General features: G+C 71.3%; 18 protein-coding genes. 6 read left to right on the top strand and 12 right to left on the bottom strand.

The annotated features are described in order from the left end of the window. Nucleotides 1–43: 43 nt before the first annotated feature. The 3 genes from QK288_RS08825 to QK288_RS08815 are packed head-to-tail and all read right to left on the bottom strand — an operon-like array spanning nt 44 to nt 1,811. On the bottom strand, nt 44–607 hold the full coding sequence (locus QK288_RS08825; RefSeq protein ID WP_281267428.1) for a ferric reductase-like transmembrane domain-containing protein: 564 nt from the start codon (nt 605–607) through the stop codon (nt 44–46). Continuing rightward, entirely contained in the window at nt 607–1,533 is a 927-nt protein-coding gene (locus tag QK288_RS08820) for an FAD:protein FMN transferase (RefSeq protein WP_281267427.1), read from the bottom strand. Before QK288_RS08820 ends, QK288_RS08825 begins: the two co-directional genes overlap by 1 nt. After that, a complete protein-coding gene (locus QK288_RS08815) occupies nt 1,530–1,811 on the bottom strand; it encodes a hypothetical protein (protein ID WP_281267426.1) in 282 nt (93 codons plus the stop codon). Before QK288_RS08815 ends, QK288_RS08820 begins: the two co-directional genes overlap by 4 nt. A gap of 118 nt (nt 1,812–1,929) precedes the next feature. Between QK288_RS08815 and QK288_RS08810 the strand changes: the two genes are divergently transcribed. Continuing rightward, nucleotides 1,930–2,439: a GNAT family N-acetyltransferase gene (locus QK288_RS08810; protein ID WP_281267425.1), complete on the top strand. Its 510-nt coding sequence runs from the start codon at nt 1,930–1,932 to the stop codon at nt 2,437–2,439. Here the strand turns inward: QK288_RS08810 and QK288_RS08805 are convergent. From QK288_RS08805 to QK288_RS08795, 3 genes are all read right to left on the bottom strand, one after another. After that, nucleotides 2,436–3,059: a CE1759 family FMN reductase gene (locus QK288_RS08805; protein WP_281267424.1), complete on the bottom strand. Its 624-nt coding sequence runs from the start codon at nt 3,057–3,059 to the stop codon at nt 2,436–2,438. The two genes, QK288_RS08810 and QK288_RS08805, sit on opposite strands and share 4 nt — an antisense overlap. Before the next feature lie 189 nt (nt 3,060–3,248). Continuing rightward, a complete protein-coding gene (gene rpsO / locus QK288_RS08800; RefSeq protein WP_070416523.1) occupies nt 3,249–3,518 on the bottom strand; it encodes a 30S ribosomal protein S15 in 270 nt (89 codons plus the stop codon). Between the two features lie 100 nt (nt 3,519–3,618). Next, the gene (locus QK288_RS08795; protein WP_281267423.1) at nt 3,619–4,065 is read right to left on the bottom strand and encodes a VanZ family protein; all 447 of its coding nucleotides are present in this window, start codon (nt 4,063–4,065) and stop codon (nt 3,619–3,621) included. A gap of 201 nt (nt 4,066–4,266) precedes the next feature. On the opposite strand from QK288_RS08795, the gene QK288_RS08790 reads away from it, so the two are divergent. From QK288_RS08790 to QK288_RS08780, 3 genes are read left to right on the top strand one after another with little or no spacing between them, the layout of a single operon-like run. Continuing rightward, a complete protein-coding gene (locus tag QK288_RS08790) occupies nt 4,267–5,325 on the top strand; it encodes a glycoside hydrolase family 6 protein (RefSeq protein ID WP_281267422.1) in 1,059 nt (352 codons plus the stop codon). A gap of 53 nt (nt 5,326–5,378) precedes the next feature. After that, a complete protein-coding gene (locus QK288_RS08785) occupies nt 5,379–6,446 on the top strand; it encodes a M4 family metallopeptidase (RefSeq protein WP_281267421.1) in 1,068 nt (355 codons plus the stop codon). Nucleotides 6,447–6,487: 41 nt separating this feature from the next. After that, a complete protein-coding gene (locus QK288_RS08780) occupies nt 6,488–6,760 on the top strand; it encodes a protealysin inhibitor emfourin (RefSeq protein WP_281267420.1) in 273 nt (90 codons plus the stop codon). Between the two features lie 178 nt (nt 6,761–6,938). Here the strand turns inward: QK288_RS08780 and QK288_RS08775 are convergent, their stop codons facing one another. The 3 genes from QK288_RS08775 to QK288_RS08765 form a co-directional block, all read right to left on the bottom strand. Next, nucleotides 6,939–9,182 (bottom strand): ATP-binding domain-containing protein, encoded by a 2,244-nt coding sequence (locus QK288_RS08775; RefSeq protein ID WP_281267419.1) that lies wholly within the window; start codon nt 9,180–9,182, stop codon nt 6,939–6,941. Between the two features lie 102 nt (nt 9,183–9,284). Further along, nucleotides 9,285–10,130 (bottom strand): aldo/keto reductase, encoded by an 846-nt coding sequence (locus tag QK288_RS08770; protein ID WP_281267418.1) that lies wholly within the window; start codon nt 10,128–10,130, stop codon nt 9,285–9,287. Then, nucleotides 10,130–10,501 (bottom strand): FKBP-type peptidyl-prolyl cis-trans isomerase, encoded by a 372-nt coding sequence (locus QK288_RS08765; RefSeq protein ID WP_281267417.1) that lies wholly within the window; start codon nt 10,499–10,501, stop codon nt 10,130–10,132. The genes QK288_RS08770 and QK288_RS08765 overlap by 1 nt, the downstream gene beginning before the upstream one ends. 48 nt (nt 10,502–10,549) lie before the next feature. Between QK288_RS08765 and QK288_RS08760 the strand changes: the two genes are divergently transcribed. Together QK288_RS08760 and QK288_RS08755 are read left to right on the top strand one after the other, a co-directional pair. Beyond that, nucleotides 10,550–11,869 carry an MFS transporter gene (locus QK288_RS08760; RefSeq protein WP_281267416.1) on the top strand — a complete coding sequence of 440 codons (1,320 nt, stop codon included), beginning with the start codon at nt 10,550–10,552 and terminating at the stop codon, nt 11,867–11,869. A 146-nt stretch (nt 11,870–12,015) separates the two neighbouring features. Beyond that, nucleotides 12,016–13,101 (top strand): YihY/virulence factor BrkB family protein, encoded by a 1,086-nt coding sequence (locus tag QK288_RS08755; RefSeq protein WP_281267415.1) that lies wholly within the window; start codon nt 12,016–12,018, stop codon nt 13,099–13,101. Between the two features lie 3 nt (nt 13,102–13,104). Here the strand turns inward: QK288_RS08755 and QK288_RS08750 are convergent, their stop codons facing one another. The 3 genes from QK288_RS08750 to QK288_RS08740 all read right to left on the bottom strand — a co-directional run bounded on the left by QK288_RS08750 (nt 13,105) and on the right by QK288_RS08740 (nt 16,298). After that, nucleotides 13,105–14,592, bottom strand: coding sequence for an aspartate ammonia-lyase (locus tag QK288_RS08750; protein WP_281267414.1), 1,488 nt, complete (start codon nt 14,590–14,592; stop codon nt 13,105–13,107). 153 nt (nt 14,593–14,745) lie between these two features. Next, a complete protein-coding gene (locus tag QK288_RS08745) occupies nt 14,746–15,042 on the bottom strand; it encodes a hypothetical protein (RefSeq protein WP_281267413.1) in 297 nt (98 codons plus the stop codon). Next, entirely contained in the window at nt 15,042–16,298 is a 1,257-nt protein-coding gene (locus QK288_RS08740; protein WP_281267412.1) for an inorganic phosphate transporter, read from the bottom strand. The genes QK288_RS08745 and QK288_RS08740 overlap by 1 nt, the downstream gene beginning before the upstream one ends. Nucleotides 16,299–16,300 lie beyond the last annotated feature (2 nt).

The following is a 16,300-nucleotide window of genomic DNA, read 5'->3' as shown; positions in this document are numbered from 1 at the left end:
AGCCTTCGGACGCCGAGTGGTGGAGCGATCGCGGTGGTGGTCATCATGGTCGGGCCGTCCTCTCGAGGTGGAACGTGCGGTGTTCGGTGACCCGGTCGGAGCAGCGCCACACGACGGCACCGGTGACTGCTGCCGCACAGACCCCGGCGACGACCAGGAACCACGCCGAGGTCCCGTCCGTCCCGGTGCCGATCGCGTGTGCCATCGCGACCGGCCACATCGCGTACGCCGTCCAGTGCACGACGCGGAACACCCGCGGGCCGATCACCCGCCGGAGCAACGCGGTGACGACGAGGACGACGAGCAGGTCCACCGCGAGCGTGCCGAGCCCGAGCCAGAACCAGCGGTAGGTGCCGACGAACGGCACGACCGTGTCGACCAGCCGCAGTTCGGCCTCGGTGTCGAGGAGCAGCGTCACCACGTGCACGACGACGAAGAGCGTCGCGGCGAGGGCGACGTCCCGGTGCACGAGCTGGACGGCGAAGCGCGGGAGGCCCCGGAGCGGACGGCCGCCACGCGTGACGATGCCGAGCACGACCGTCAGGGAGAGCAGCACGACGGCCGCCACGCCCATCCCTCGCCCGAGGACCCACAGCGCGGTGTCCATCAGGCGACCTGCCGTTCGTCCGGCCATCCCCCGAGGCGCACGACGTCTCCGTTCGCCCCCACCAGTCTCGCTGCGACGCCGTGCGCCCGGAGCATCGCGGGAGCACGGTGACCGCGGACGACCGCTGCGGTGGTGAACGTGTTCGCGAGGACGCACGACGGTGCGACGACCGTCACGCTCCGCCAGACCGGGTCAGCCGGCAGCCCCCACCGCGGGTCCAGGATGTGGTGCCGTGCGTCCCCGTCCTGCTCCCATCGGCGCTTCTGGGTGCTCGACGTCGCGATCGACCACCCGGGCGACAGGGTGACCCGTTCGGTCGGGTCGTCGTCGAGGTCCTGCACCAGCACCTGCCATCCGCCGTGCGGTTCCGGACCCGCGGTGGCGACGTCCCCGCCGAGGGAGACGAGCACGCCGATGCCGAACCGGGCGGTGACGCTCGCGGCGGCCATGTCGGCAGCAGCGGCCTTCGCGGTGGCGCCGAGGTCGAGGACCACCCCGTGCGGGACCCGGAGGAAGGTGCCGGACAGCAGGACGCGCTTCCAGGCCGGCCGCCCGTCGAGCGCCGCGGCGAGCTCCGTCGGGGTGTCGGTCGGCGGGGCGTCGGCGAAGGCTGCGTCGTACCCGAGTGCGACCATGCGCGCCCCGAGCGTCGGGTCGACGTCGCCGCCCGTGGTCTCGGCGGCGTCGAGTGCCTGGTGGACGAGACTCGCGAGCAGGGGTGAGACGACGGCGCCGCGTTCGAGTTCCGCGGCACGGGAGCGCAGCTCGGAGTCGGATCGGAAGCGGCTGCACGCGTCGTCGACGGCGGCGAGGACCTCGCGCACGCACGACTCCGCTGCGGCGAGGTGACGGCGGTCGCGGTGGTCGAGCACGACCCGGGCGGTCGTGGTCCAGACGTCCCACGAGGTGACGGCGCGCACGGTCACGATCCCGTCGTCGTCGCGTCGGTGCCGCCGGTGGTGCCCTGGCTGACGCCCGTGTCGGACGACGTCCCGGTGCCGGCGGACGTCCCGGTGTCCGTGGACGTCCCGGTGTCCGTGTCCGTGGAGGTCGACGTCGACGTGCTCGTGTCACCGGTCGTCGCGGCCTCGGTGTGCCCGAGCCACAGCCCGCCGCCGGTGACCAGCGCCACCACGAGCCCTCCGGCACCGACCAGCGCGCTCGTGATCCGTGCGGACCGCTTCCCACTGCCCCTGGTGTCCATCGTTCCTCCTCGCCGTCACCACGAGGCTCGCGGCCGTGACGATGAGGACACCGGGCGTCAGCTGCGCCGCTCCCCGAGGAACCCTGTGGTCCGCCTAAGAGCCCGGTACGGTGGACGAGTGGACGTCACCGTCGAGCCGCTGCGGCACGAGCACGCCGCGGCGATCGTCGCGGCGGAGGACGACGAGACGATCCGCTGGCTGAGCGGCGGACGCAGCACGGTCGTCGGCACCGAGGCCTACGTGGACCGACTCGCCCGCGAGGCAGCGGCCGGCGCGGGCAAACGCGCGTTCGCGGTCCTCGTCGACGGTGACTGCGTCGGCACCATCGACTACGACCCCGACGTCCGCGACGGCCTCGATCCGGGCGACGTCAACATCGCCTACGGCATCGCGCCGTGGATGCGCGGCCGTGGCGTGACGGCGATCGCCGTCGCGCAGATCTGCGACCGCATCCGCTCCGGAGGTGTCGGGGCCCGTGCCGCGATCCGCGCCGACGTCCGCAACACCGCCTCCGCGAAGGTCGCCGAGCGTGCCGGCTTCACCTTCGTCCGCGAGTTCGCGAGCACGACCGACACCGACGCGGACGGCCGTCCGGTCCGGTTCCGGCTGTTCGTCCGCCCGCTCTAGTGACCGAGCCCGCCGAGCAGGCTCGCGAAGTCCTGCACCTCCGGCAGGGCGTCCGCCTCCTGCGGTGACCGACGGGAGGCTCCGATCGCCCAGGCGAGGTCGGTCCCGGCCCGGCGGATGCGACCGTCCAGGGCTGCCTGGTCACCCTGGGTGCCCCAATCGTCGGTCGCGGCGAACACCCCGGTCGGCACGACGGCCGCGCGGAGGTACGCGAACACCGGGCGCATCGCGTGCTCGAGTGCCAGGGAGTGCCGTGCCGTGCCGCCGGTCGCGCCGAGCAGGACGGGCATGTCGGCGAGGGCGTCCTTGTCCATCACGTCGAGGAAGGACTTCGCCAGGCCGCTCATGCCTGCGGTGAAGATCGGCGAGACGAAGACGAGTGCGTCGGCCTCGACGACCGCAGCGGTCGCCGCTGCCAGGGCGGGGGCCTGGAAGCCGGTGAGCATCGCGTCGATGATCTCGTGGGCCAGCGGACGCAGGTCGACGTGCACGACGCGGGGCGAGCCTCCAGTCCGGCCCTGCTCGATGGCGGCGACGGCGGACGCCGCCAGGCGGTCGGCGAGCAGGCGGGTCGACGACGGCTCGGAGAGCCCGGCGGAGACGACGGCGATGGTGGTCATGGTGACTCCCGATCTTCGATGCGTTTGCATGAACATCGTACCCAACAGGGCTTCCCTCGCAACCATTCCCCTCGTGCTCCCTTCCGGGCGGAATCGATGGCCTCCGGGCACACGGAGAACGCCCCGGGCCTCACGAGGAGGACCGGGGCGTTCGGTCAAGCGTGTGTCGGTCGACTAGCGGCGCTGACCTTATCGGCGCAGGCCGAGGCGCTCGATGAGCGCACGGTAGCGGGCGATGTCGACGTCGGAGAGGTAGCCGAGGAGACGGCGACGCTGACCGACCATGAGCAGCAGACCACGACGCGAGTGGTGGTCGTGCTTGTGCTCCTTGAGGTGCTCGTTCAGGTCGTTGATACGACGCGTCAGAACTGCGACCTGGACCTCGGGGGATCCGGTGTCGCCCGGGTGGGTCGCGTACTCTTCGATGATCTCCTGCTTGACCTTCGCGTCAAGTGCCATGGTGATCCCCTTCTGTCCGTTGCGCGGTGCCCACACCGGATGCGTGAGCGCTCTTTGTCCGCGGCCGTTCGACGGCAACCGCACAAGACTACCAGACGGGCTACGCGGTCCTGGCCCGGAGTCGACGACGACGCGGGGCCGGCATCAGACTGCGCGCGAGCCCGACGAGCGTCGCTCCGAGCAACCCGCCCATGCCGTTCGACAGCACGTCGTGCGGGTCGGCCACGCGGTACGGCAGCAGTGCGCCCTGCGCGATCTCGATCCCGGCGGAGAGGCCGACCGCCAGCACCGCGGCGACGAACCACCAACGGCGCGGCAACCACATCGCGGCGATCATCCCGACGGGCACGAACATGGCGATGTTCGCGAGGAACTCCGTCCGGTCGTAGGTGAGCCACGCGCCCCCCGGGAGCTGCTGCGCCCAGACGATCGCGTGCGAGACGAAGGACTGCTGCGCGTCGGAGAAGACGTGCGGGGTCAACGTCATCCGCCAGATCACCCAGGCGTAGGCCGCCGTGAGGGCGAGCAGGAGGAGTTTCCGGAGCATCCGGACAGTGTGGGTCACCGGCCTGCGCGACACCTGGAGCGCTCCTGGGCAGGAGCACCGCCGATGCTGAGGGAACGCCTGCCCGTGGTGGCCAGGCGGGTCCTCGGGGTGGAAGCATGGGACCACGGGTGGAACAGGGCCGCCCGGAACCGCACGAACGCAGCGCCCGACGGACAACGGTCAGACCAGGGAGGACCGCCGATGCCGGACCACGAGACGAATCGCCCGCGCCGGACCCGCGTGCCGAGTGCTGCCCGCCAGTGGCTGTGGATCGGCGGTGCCGCCGTCGTGGTGATCGCCGTCGTCGCGGCCGTCGCGCTCTGGCTCCCGAACCGGCCGAACGGCCCGGACGGCCGACACATCGTCGAGCGGAAGAGCGCCGCCCAGGCGTTCCCCGGTGGTCTCGCACGACAGCCCGCGAACGAGAACCAGCCCGGGATGCGGGAGTCAGCCGCCCGGCAGGACGGCGAGCAGGACACCGCCGACCGCATCGCCGTCATCGCGGACCAGCCGATCGCCACGTGGTTGACGAACCCCTCGGTCACCCAGACCCGGGAGACCGTCCGCGACGTCGTCTCGAACGCCAGGAAGCAGGACCGGACGCCGGTGTTCGTCCTCTACAACGTGCCCGACCGGGACTGCGGTCACTACTCGAAGGGCGGCACGACCGCGTCCGAGTACGTCCCGTGGGTGCGCTCCGCGGTGCGGGCGATGGCCGGGTCCAAAGCCGTCGTGCTGGTCGAACCCGACGCCATCGCGCAGATCCAGGTGTGCAAGCGGCTCCAGGACTCCCGGCTCCCCCTGCTCAGGAAGGCGGTGGACGCACTCACCGGCCACGGGCTGACGGTCTACCTCGACGGCGGCAACGAGAACCGCGTGCCGACGGCGTCGATGGCGAAGTGGCTCCGCGAAGCCGGGATCGATGAGACGCAGGGCTTCTTCACGAACGTGTCGAACTTCTACCGCGTCGACCAGGAGCGCGCGTACGCCGACCGACTGGCCGATGCCGTCGGTGGTGACCCGCACTTCGTCATCGACGTCTCCCGGAACGGTCAGGGCTGGCGTGGCGACTGGTGCAACCCGAAGGGCGCAGGGCTCGGGCAGGACCCGCACGTGACCGCGGGGTCGAGCCGGCTGGACGCGCTGCTCTGGGTGAAGACGCCGGGGCTCAGCGACGGCACCTGCAACGGCGGCCCGGCAGCCGGCCAGTGGTGGGAGTCGTACGCGCTCGCCCTGGTCGAGAACCGCAAGGGCGACTGACAGGAGGCCCGGCTCGGCCCCGATTGTCGGCTGTCGGGGGTTCCATGGTCACCATGACCTCCGCCCAGCCCCGATCCGTCGGCCGCCGATCCGTCGTCCCGCCGTACCTGCTGCGCGCCATCGCGGACGCACCGTCGGACGCCTTCCCCCGCGCGACCCCCGCCGCACGCACGGCGTTGGCCTCGCTCGCCGTCGTCGAGGCACCCAAGCGCGAAGCACGGCTCGGCATCAGGCACGCCGCCGCTGCCCCCGACCGGTCGCCACAGCGGAGCATCTTCGACGCGCACGGGTCGACCTCGCTCCCCGGCACCCTCGTCCGCAGCGAAGGAGCCCCGGACACCGGTGACGCGGCCGTGGACGAGGCGTACGCGGGCCTCGGTGCGACCCACGCCTTCTGGCTCGACGTGTTCGGGCGGGTGTCGATCGACGGCGCCGGGCTCCCCCTCGACGCGAGCGTGCACTACGGGAACGACTACGACAACGCCTACTGGGACGGCACGCAGATGGTGTTCGGCGACGGGGACGGCGAGGTCTTCGAGCGCTTCACGATCGCCCTCGACGTCATCGGGCACGAGCTCGCACACGGGGTCACCCAGTACACGGCCGACCTGACCTACCAGGGGCAGTCCGGGGCGCTCAACGAGTCGGTGAGCGACGTCTTCGGCTCCCTCGTCGCGCAGTACGCCGCTGGTCAGACCGCCGACCAGGCGAGCTGGCTCATCGGCGAGGGCCTCTTCACGCCGGCCGTGCACGGGGTGGCGCTCCGGTCCATGAAGGCACCGGGTACCGCGTACGACGACCCGGTGCTCGGCAAGGACCCGCAGCCGGCGACCATGGCCGGGTACGTCGACACCGAGGACGACTCGGGCGGCGTCCACACGAACTCCGGCATCCCGAACCACGCGTTCTTCCTCGCGGCGACGGCGATCGGCGGTCGTGCGTGGGAAGGCGCCGGCGCGGTGTGGTGGGACGCGCTCACCTCGGCGGAGGTGACGGCCTCGATCGACTTCGCCGGCTTCGCCCGCGTCACGGTGTCGGCTGCCGACGCCCGGTTCGGGGCAGGCTCCCGCGAGTCGTCCGCCGTCACCGATGCGTGGCGCACGGTCGGCGTGCTCCCCTGATCTCCCGGCCGGACCGCGCCGCGCGGGGGTATTTTCGGGGCATGCACATCGTCGTCCGCCGGAGTGGTGGGGTCGCCGGCCTCACGCGTGGGTGGCGCGTGGACACGGAGTCCTGCGACGACCCGGACGGCTGGTACGACCTCGTCGACGCCCTCCCCCGCGAGCCGCCGGTCCGACGCCGTGGACGGGTACCGGACGACTTCGAGTGGACGATCACCGTCGCCAGGACCACCGTGCGGATGCCGGGCAGCCAGCTCGACGGCCAGTGGGCCGCGCTCGTGGACCGGGTGCGTGCCGAGGGCGACCCGACCTGACGGACCCGACCGTGGCCTCCCGTCCGGCGTCTGCGACCCGTTCGCACCCCGCCCCGCCTCGCCCATGCTTCAGCCCGTTCGCGCCCCGTTGCGAACATCGCGCCCCGTCGTGACGGGGCGCGATCTTCGTGCGGGGGCGCAATCGGCGAACGACCAGGGACGCCTGCGCCCGGACTGGTCAGGCGACGTCGACGACCGTCAGGCGACGCGTCGGACGCGTCATCGCGACGTAGACCGCGGCGGCCGCACGGGCCGCGTCGTCCCCGACGCCGTCCGGGTCCACGAGCAGCACGCCGTCGAACTCCAACCCCTTGGCGTCCGCACCGGTGAGCACCGTGACCGATCCCGAACGCGGTGACCCGAGGCTCCGGACGTCGAGGTCGCCCTGCGCCAGACGCTGTCGCACGACGTCGACCTGGGCGTCCGGCACGATCACGCCCATCGTCCCCGAGCCGATGTGCTCGCGCTCGGACGCCACCGTCGTGGCGATGGTGTCGAGGACCTCGGCGCGGGACGCTCGGAGCCGCACGACGGGGTCGCCGTCCCGGACCGCCTGGTTCGCGGTGACCGTGAGCCCGGCGGACGCGGCGAACGCACCCGCTGCCTCGACGATGGACCGCGGCGTGCGGTAGTTGACAGTGAGTTCCTCGACACGGTGGTCGAGGGGCACCTGCGGGGCACGACCACGACGGCGTCGGGCGAGCGCGCCGATGACGTCGTCCCAGGTGCGGGCGGCTCCCGGCGAGGACCCCTGCGCCATGTCGCCGACGATCGTGAACGAGCGGAGCGGGTTGCGGCGCGCGAGCACGCGCCACTGCATCGGGGAGAGCTCCTGCGCCTCGTCGACGACGATGTGGCCGTACGTCCACTCCCGGTCCTCGGCCGCGCGTTCCGCGGTGCTCCGGGGGTCGCCGCCCTCGGCGAAGGCGCCGGCGACCTGCTCGGCGGTGACGATGCCCTCGACGCCCATGTTCTCGATGGCCTGCCTGGCGTTCTCGATGTCCCGGTTGCGACTCGCCTTCGCCTGGCGCTTCGCGGCACCGCCCGTCGGGTCGAACGTGCCGAGGAGCTCGGCGGCCTCGTCGAGGAGCGGGACGTCCTCGACTGTGAACGTCGCCCCGCGCTCGCGCGCCAGCAGGGCACGGCGCTGGGGAGTCCAGTTCGGGGTGAGCGACGCGAGCCAGTTCGGCCGGGCGTACAGGTCCTCGAGCAGCTTCTCCGCCGGCAGCGGCAGCCACGCGGTGTTGAGCAGCACGCGGGCGTCGTACGACGAGCGGATGTCCTCGCGCAGGACCTTGATGTCCGCGTCGTCGACGGTGGTACCGCGCTCGCGGAGCTGGTCGGCCAGGAGCTTCGTCATGGCGTCGAGCGCGATCTTGTTGAACGTGACCCTGGCGACGTTGTGGGGCTTCCCACGGTCCTGGGCGCGGCGCATCGCGTCCGCGACGAGCTGCGGCGGGACGACGAGCCGTTCACCCTCGACGTCGAGGGTCACCGATTCCGCGGGCACGACCTGCCGCGAGCGGACCGCGCGACGGAGCAGGTCGGCGATCTCCGCCGAGCCCTTCACCGCGGCGGTGTCCCGGCGGTCGTGGGTCGTCGCGTGCACACCGGGGTAGAGCGACCCGAGCGAGGCCATCACGACGCCGGTCTCGCCGAGGGACGGCAGCACCTGCTCGATGTAGGTCAGGAACGCCGGGGACGGCCCGACGACGAGCACGCCGGAGCCCCGGAGCCGCTCGCGGTAGGAGTACAGCAGGTACGCGGCGCGGTGCAGCGCGACGGCGGTCTTGCCCGTGCCGGGTCCGCCCTGCACGATGAGGACGCCCTCGAGCGGTGAGCGGATGATGCGGTCCTGCTCGCCCTGGATGGTCGCGACGATGTCGGTCATCCGGCCGGTGCGCTCGGCGGTGACCGCGGCGAGCAGTGCACCCTCGCCCTGCAGGTGCGTGCGCTCGTCGTCGTAGAGCGTGGCGTCGAAGACCTCGTCCTCGACGCCGACGACCGATCGGCCCTCGAGCGAGAGGTGCCGACGGGCACGCATGCCCATCGGGTGCGCGGCAGTGGCCTGGTAGAAGGCGCTGGCACCGGGGACGCGCCAGTCGAGCAGGAGCGGGCGGTGGTCCCGGTCGCGGAGCCCCACGCGGCCGATGTACCGGAAGGCGTCCTCGCCAGCGGGGGGATCGGCGACCTCGAGCCGACCGAAGACGAGCCGGTCCCCGACGCGCTCGAGCGTCTGGATGGTGTCCTCGTAGAGCTTGGCGAACGCGTCACGCTCGCTGCGGCTCTGGTGGTTCCCACCGACCGCCTGACGGCGGGTCTCGGTGAGGCGTTGTCCGGCCTCGGCGGTCAGTTCGTCGAGTCGGGCGAAGAGCCCGTCGACGTACGTACGCTCACGGTCGATCTCGGTCGGTTCGGACACACGCCACCCTTCGGGACAGGGGTATCCAGTGTAGTCCCACGGGACGCACGGGAGGCGCGGTGCCAGCTGGCACCGCGCCTCCCGTCCATCAGCGCGTCAGCGCTACATCTCTTCGTGGGTGTCCGGGTCGCCGTCCCAGAGCCGGCCACGCTCGAGACCGGAGATCGCCGAGACCTCGTCGTCGGAGAGCGTGAACCCGAACACGTCGAGGTTCTCGCGCTGCCGGTCGGCATCGCCGGACTTCGGCACCGGGATCGCGCCGAGCTGGGTGTGCCAGCGCAGCACGACCTGCCCGGGGGTGACCCCGTGTGCGGCAGCCGCAGCGGTGATCGGTTCCTCGGTGAGGAGCTCGGACCGCTTGGCGAGCGGGCTCCAGCTCTCGGTGACGATCCCGAGGTCGGCGTGCACCGCTCGCAGGTCCGCCTGGGGGAAGTACGGGTGCAGCTCGACCTGGTTCACCGCGGGGGCGACCCCGGTCGCGTCGATGATGCGTGCGAGGTGCGCGGGCGTGAAGTTCGAGACGCCGATCGAGCGGACCTTGCCGCTGTCGCGGAGGTCGACGAACGCCTTCCACGTGTCCACGAACTTGTCCACGGACGGATTCGGCCAGTGGATCAGGTAGAGGTCGACGTACTCGAGGCCGAGGTTCCCCAGAGTCTCGTCGATCGACTTGTGCGCTTCGTCCCAGCCGTGGTGGCGACCGGGGAGCTTCGACGTGACGAAGAGCTCGTCGCGAGGGACGTCCGACTCGCGCACCGCACGACCGACGGCGTCTTCGTTGCCGTAGTTCAGCGCGGTGTCGAGCAGGCGGTACCCGCTCGCGATGCCGGTGCCGATCGCGGCAGCACCCTCGTCGCCGTCGAGCGAGTACGTGCCGAGGCCCAGCACGGGCATCTGGTGCCCGTCGTTGAGCTCGACCGTCGGGGCGAGTGGGACGGCCGCCGCCATCAGCGCACCCCGAGCAGATCGATCACGAAGATCAGGGTCTTGCCGGACAGGAAGTGTCCGCCGCCGGCCGGCCCGTAGGCGAGCTCCGGCGGGACGACGAGCTTGCGACGCCCGCCGACCTTCATGCCGGGGATGCCCTCCTGCCAGCCGCGGACGAGCGCCGCGAGCGGGAAGTCGATCGGCTCGCCGCGGTTCCACGAGCTGTCGAACTCCTCGCCGGACTCGTACTCGACGCCGGCGTAGTGCACCTTCACGGTCGAGCCGGCGGACGCTTCGTCCCCGGTGCCCTCGACGATGTCGGTGATGACGAGGTCGGTGGGGGCCGGGCCCTCGGGGGCGTCGAACTCGGGCTTGCTGTTCAGGTCAGTCATGCCGCAAGTCAACCAGAGACGGCGGACAGCCCCCAGAATGGTTCCACCGTGACACAACCGACCCCAGCACCGCCGCGCCGCCGCGTCTTCGCCGACCTCACCCCGCTCCGCCGGTCCCCCGCGTTCGCCCGACTCTGGGCGGGCACCGCGATCGCCGGCATCGGGACGCAGATGACGACCGTCGCCGTCGGCCTCGAGGTGTACGACATCACGCACTCGACCTTCGCCGTCGCACTCGTCGGCGTGATCGCGCTCCTGCCCATGATCGTCGCGGGCCTCTACGGCGGGATGCTCGCCGACGCGTTCGACCGGCGCACCGTGGCACTGGTGTCGAGCATCGTGGCCTGGGCCGCGGTCGCCCTCATCGCGACGCACTCGTGGCTCGGTCTGCACAGCGTCGCGCTGCTCTACGTCCTCGCGACCGTGAACGCCGTCGCGGCGACCGTCAGCAACGCCTCCCGCTCCGCGATCGTGCCGAGGCTCGTCGGTACCGACCTGCTCCCGGCGGCGAGCGCCCTCGGTGGCATCGCCTCGGGCTTCCAGGTCACGGTGGGCCCCGCGATCGCCGGTGTCCTCATCGCGTCGGTCGGGTTCGCGCCGACCTACACGATCGACGTCGTGCTGTTCACGTTCGCGTTCGCCGGCGTGTTCACGCTGCCGAGGATGGCCGCCGACCACGGTGCCCTGAAGCCCGGGCTCGGATCCCTCGTCGAGGGCGCCAGGTTCCTCCGGAAGTCCCGCAACATCACGATGACGTTCGTCCTCGACATCGTCGCGATGACCTTCGGGCAGCCCCGCGTGCTCTTCCCTGCGATCGGCGCCCTGGTGATCGGCGGCGGCGCCGTCACGGTCGGGACGCTCACCGCCGCCTACGCCGTCGGTGCGCTGCTCTCGAGCGTGTTCTCCGGCCCGCTCGGCCACGTCCGCCGTCAGGGCGAGGCCGTCGGGTGGGCGATCACGGCCTACGGCGCCGCGATCGCCGCGTTCGGCGTGGTCGTCGCCCTCGCGCACGTGCTCGGAGGTCGTGCCGGCGACGCGTTCAGCACCGGGATCCTGCCGGCGCTCGGGTTCGCCGCGCTCTTCCTCGCCCTGGCCGGCGGCGCGGACAACGTCAGCTCGGTGTTCCGGAACACGATCCTGCAGTCCGCGTCGCCCGACGGCATGCGTGGACGGCTGCAGGGCATCTTCATCGTCGTCGTCACCGGCGGCCCTCGGCTCGGCGACCTGTACGCCGGTCTGGTCGTCGCCGCGGGCATCGCCGTCCCGCCGATCCTCGGCGGCGTCGCGATCATCGGTCTTGTCGCGCTGCTCCTGCGCCTCGTCCCGTCGTTCCGCCGCTACGACGCCCTGCACCCCCACGCCAACTGACCCGCGCGTCTCGCCCGGCCTCCGCCCGGGCCCCGCGAAAGCGACAGTCTGCGACGGAAGTTCCGCAGCAGAGTGTCGCTTTCGCGGAACAACCGTCCGGCAGTTCCGGGACGGTGTCGCTTTCGCGGACGGGTAGATTCGTCCACATGCCGGACCCGACTGCGCGCGAGCTCCAGCGGACCGGGGTCCGCGCCGTCGTGCGCCGCACCTACCACTCGGTGATCCGGCACCGTGTCGTCGACGCAGCAGCCTCCCTGACGTTCTTCGCCCTGCTGACCGTGTTCCCGACGACGCTCACCGTGGTGTCGGCGCTCGCGATCGTGGACCGGGCCGGGGACAGCCTGGCGGACATCATCGAGATCATCGGCTTCATCGTGCGGCCGGAGACCGCCGAGCACCTCGAACAGCCACTGCGCCAGCTCCTGACCCTCGACAACCCGTGGCTGGGGTTCTCGACCGGCGTCGTGCTGACGCTGTGGTCGCTGTCCGGGTACGCGACCGCGTTCGGCCGCGCCATGAACACCGCGTACGAGGTCGAGGAGGGCCGCCGGATCTGGAAGTTCCGCAGCATGATGCTCCTCGTCACGCTGCTCGTCATGGGCGGCGGCGCGATCGCCATCGTCATCCTGCTCGGGACCCCGACCATCTCGGCCGCGATCGTCCACCAGCTGGGCTGGGCGACGTGGATCGACGACCTCTGGAACGTCGTGAAGTGGCCGATCCTGGCGGTGGACCTCGTCGTGATGGTCGCCGTGCTCTACTACGCGACGCCGAACGTGAAGACGCCGCAGCTGCGGTGGGTGTCCGCCGGTGCCGCGTTCGCCATCGTGGCGTGGGCGATCGCCACGTTCGGGTTCTCCCTCTACGTCGAGACCGTCGGCGGCGGCAACCGGGCGTACGGCTGGCTCGGCGGCGCGATCCTGCTGCTCGTCTACCTGTACATCTCGAACTTCGTGCTCGTCGTCGGCGGCGAGCTCGACTCCGAGGTGATCCGGATGCGGCAGCTCCTCGCCGGGATCGAGGCCGACGAGGCCATCCGGCTCCCGCTCCGCGACGTCACGCGCAACTTCACACTCGCTCGCTGGCGTGACGCCGACGTCGCAGCGGCGCACGAGGTCAGGACCGCGGCGGCACGCCTCCCCCAGGCCGAACCGCACGACGAGGAGCAGGAGCGCCTCCGCACGGTCTCCGACCAGGTCAGGGTCGGCGAGCCGCCGCTCCCCCTGTCCTGACCGCTACTGCTTCCGGGCCGCCTCCGCGTCGAGCATGGCCTCAGTGATGACCGGGATCGCGCCGGTGGCGAGTTCGATGCCCGACAGCCGCGCCGGGCTGAGGACACGCTGCACCTGGTCCGGCTCCATGAGCCCCGCCGCGACGACGAGGGTGGAGATCGGCGTCGACGTGGTCAGCGCGGTGTGCGCGATCGACGCCGCCGCCGCGTAGCCGATGTACGGCGTCAGCGCCGTGACGACGCCGACGTTCGTGTCCACCTGGGCCGCGAGCTTCGCCTCGTTCGCCTCGATGCCCGTGACGCAGTGCTCGCGGAGCGTCGCGCACCCGCGGGTCATCCACTGCAGCGACTGCATGATCGAGTGCGCGATGATCGGCTCGAAGGCGTTGAGCTGCAGCTGCCCGCCCTCCGCGGCCATCGTCACGGTGGCGTCCGCACCGGCGACCGCGAACGCGATCTGGTTGACGACCTCGGGGATCACGGGGTTCACCTTGCCCGGCATGATCGACGACCCCGCCTGTCGAGCCGGCAGCGTGATCTCCCCGAACCCGGCCTGCGGTCCCGACGCCAGCAGCCGCAGGTCGTTGCAGATCTTCGAGAGCTTGATCGCGCTCCGCTTGACCGTGCCGGAGAGCGTCATGAAGGCACCGGCGTCGCTCGTCGCCTCGATGAGGTCCGGGGCGGTCACCACGTCGATGCCGCTCGCTTCCTGCAGCTGGCGGCGCACCTCGTCGCGGTACAGCGGGTCGGCGGTGATCCCCGTGCCGATCGCGGTCGCGCCGAGGTTCATCTCCGCGAGCAACGGCGTGACCCGGCGGAGCAGGAGCACGTCCTCCTGGATGGTGTGCGAGAAGCCGGTGAACTCCTGGCCCAGGGTCATCGGCACCGCGTCCTGCAGCTGCGTCCGTCCGACCTTGAGCACGTCCGCGAACGCCGCTCCGCGTTCGGCGAAGGCCTCGGAGAGCTGCTCGAGCTGCTCGACGAGCCGTCGCACGCCGAAGATCATCGCGATCTTCACGCTCGTCGGGTACGTGTCGTTCGTCGACTGGCTGCGGTTCACGTGGTCGATCGGGTGCAGGTAGGCGTAGTCGCCCTTCTCGCGCCCCAGGAGTTCGAGCGCCCGGTTCGCGAGCACCTCGTTCGTGTTCATGTTCGTCGACGTGCCGGCACCGCCCTGCACGACGTCGACGACGAACTGGTCGCGGAGGGCGCCGTCGCGGACCTCCTGCGCGGCACGGTCGATCGCGTCGGCACGCTCGTCGTCGAGCACGCCGATCGCCTTGTTCGCACGGGCCGCGGCCTGCTTCACCGTCGCGAGCGCCTCGATGAGGTCCGGGTACACCGCGATGGGCACGCTCGTGATCGGGAAGTTCTCCAGCGCCCGCAGCGTGTTGACACCCCAGTACGCATCGGCCGGCACCTCCCTCGACCCCAGGGAATCGGTCTCGGTGCGGGTACCAACGCTCACGTGCGCCTCCTCGTCGTGGATCACGTCACGAGGGTAGTCCGTCCCGTCCAGCCGGTCCGGTGGGCGCGCGGCGACCAGACGGCGGACGGGAGGCTCGTGGCGGCGCCGCCACGAGCCTCCCGTCCGTCAGTGAGCGCGACCGGTCAGTGGGCGCGACCCACCGATGGACGCGATCGGTCAGTGGAACTGCGGGACGATCAGGTAGATGCCGTAGAGCACCACGGCGCCGCAGACGACGAAACAGGCGATGGCCGCCGCGCGCAACCCGCGCACGGCGGCGGTGGCGCCCTGCGGGTTCGGGAACCCTGCGGTCGCTGGGCCGATCGTCCCGTCGTCCTTCACGGTGAACTTGCCCTCGCGGGTGTCGGCGGCGCTCCAGAAGCGGAGGCCGACCGAGTACACGGCGACGACGAAGCAGGAGGACACGACGGCGACGAGCGCCACCGTCAGGAAGGCAAACCAGTCGATACCCATCAGCGACGCCCTCCCTTGCGTGCGGCCATGCGGCGGAGCGTGCGCTCGCGGCTCAGTTCCTCGCGACGAGCGGCCACGTTCTCCGCGCGCTTCTTGCGCTGCAGGTCGCGGAGCTCCTTGCGGGTGAAGACGGCGTTGGCGGCGACGTCGACCTCGATCGCGGAGGCGGAGCCGTGCGGCTTCCGGAGCGACCACAGGTACAGGCCGAGGATGACCGCGGCACCGACCAGCGCGTCGATGACGAGCCCGACGACGCCGAACCGGGCGATCCCGGACGCGACCGCGCCGACCGCTGCCGACGCGGGCAGCGTGATGAACCAGGCGATCACGATCTTGCCGGCCGTGGACCACTGGATCTTCGAGCCGCGGCGACCGAGCCCGGCACCGATGATCGAGCCGGAGGACACCTGCGTCGTCGACAGCGCGAAGCCGAGGTGGCTGGAGGCGAGGATCGTGGCAGCGGTCGAGGCCTCTGCTGCGAAGCCCTGCGTCGCGCGGATCTCCGTGATGCCGGAGCCGAGCGTGCGGATGATCCGCCAGCCGCCGGTGTAGGTCCCGAGGGCGATTGCGAGGGCACAGGCGACGACGACCCAGAGCTGCACGCCGCTGTTCGACGACTGCGCGCCGGACGCGATGAGCGTGAGTGTGATGACACCCATGGTCTTCTGCGCGTCGTTCGTCCCGTGCGCGAGCGACACCATCGACGAGGTGAAGATCTGCCCGATCCGGAAGCCGCCGCGCTCGTTCGGGAAGACCGGTCGTCGGGTGATCCGGTAGGCGATGCGCGTCGACAGGTACGAGACCAGCGCAGCGATCACCGGCGACAGGAACGCGGGGATGATCACGACGGTCATCAGCGCGAGGTAGTTGACGGACTGGAACCCGGCGCCGACGATCGCGGCGCCGATGAGCCCGCCGAACAGCGCGTGCGAGGACGACGACGGCAGGCCGCGCAGCCACGTGATCATGTTCCAGACCACCGCGCCGATGAGCCCGGCGAAGATCATCTCCGGCGAGATCGCGACGCCGCCGGGACCCTCGTTGATGAGGCCGTGCGAGATCGACGTGGCGACGGCGGTGCTCAGGAACGCACCGACGAGGTTGAGCACCGCGGCGACCGTGACCGCCACCTTGGGCTTCATGGCCCCGGTGGCGATCGGTGTCGCCATCGCGTTGGCGGTGTCGTGAAAACCGTTTGTGAAGTCGAAGAAGAGGGCCAACGCGATGACCAGGACGACTATGAGTGTGATGTCCACCG

Origin of the sequence: Curtobacterium sp. 9128 (genome assembly GCF_900086645.1) — a bacterium.
Lineage (GTDB): Bacteria > Actinomycetota > Actinomycetes > Actinomycetales > Microbacteriaceae > Curtobacterium.
Note: the sequence above shows the minus strand (reverse complement) of the source record. Positions and strands in the feature narration are given on the sequence as shown.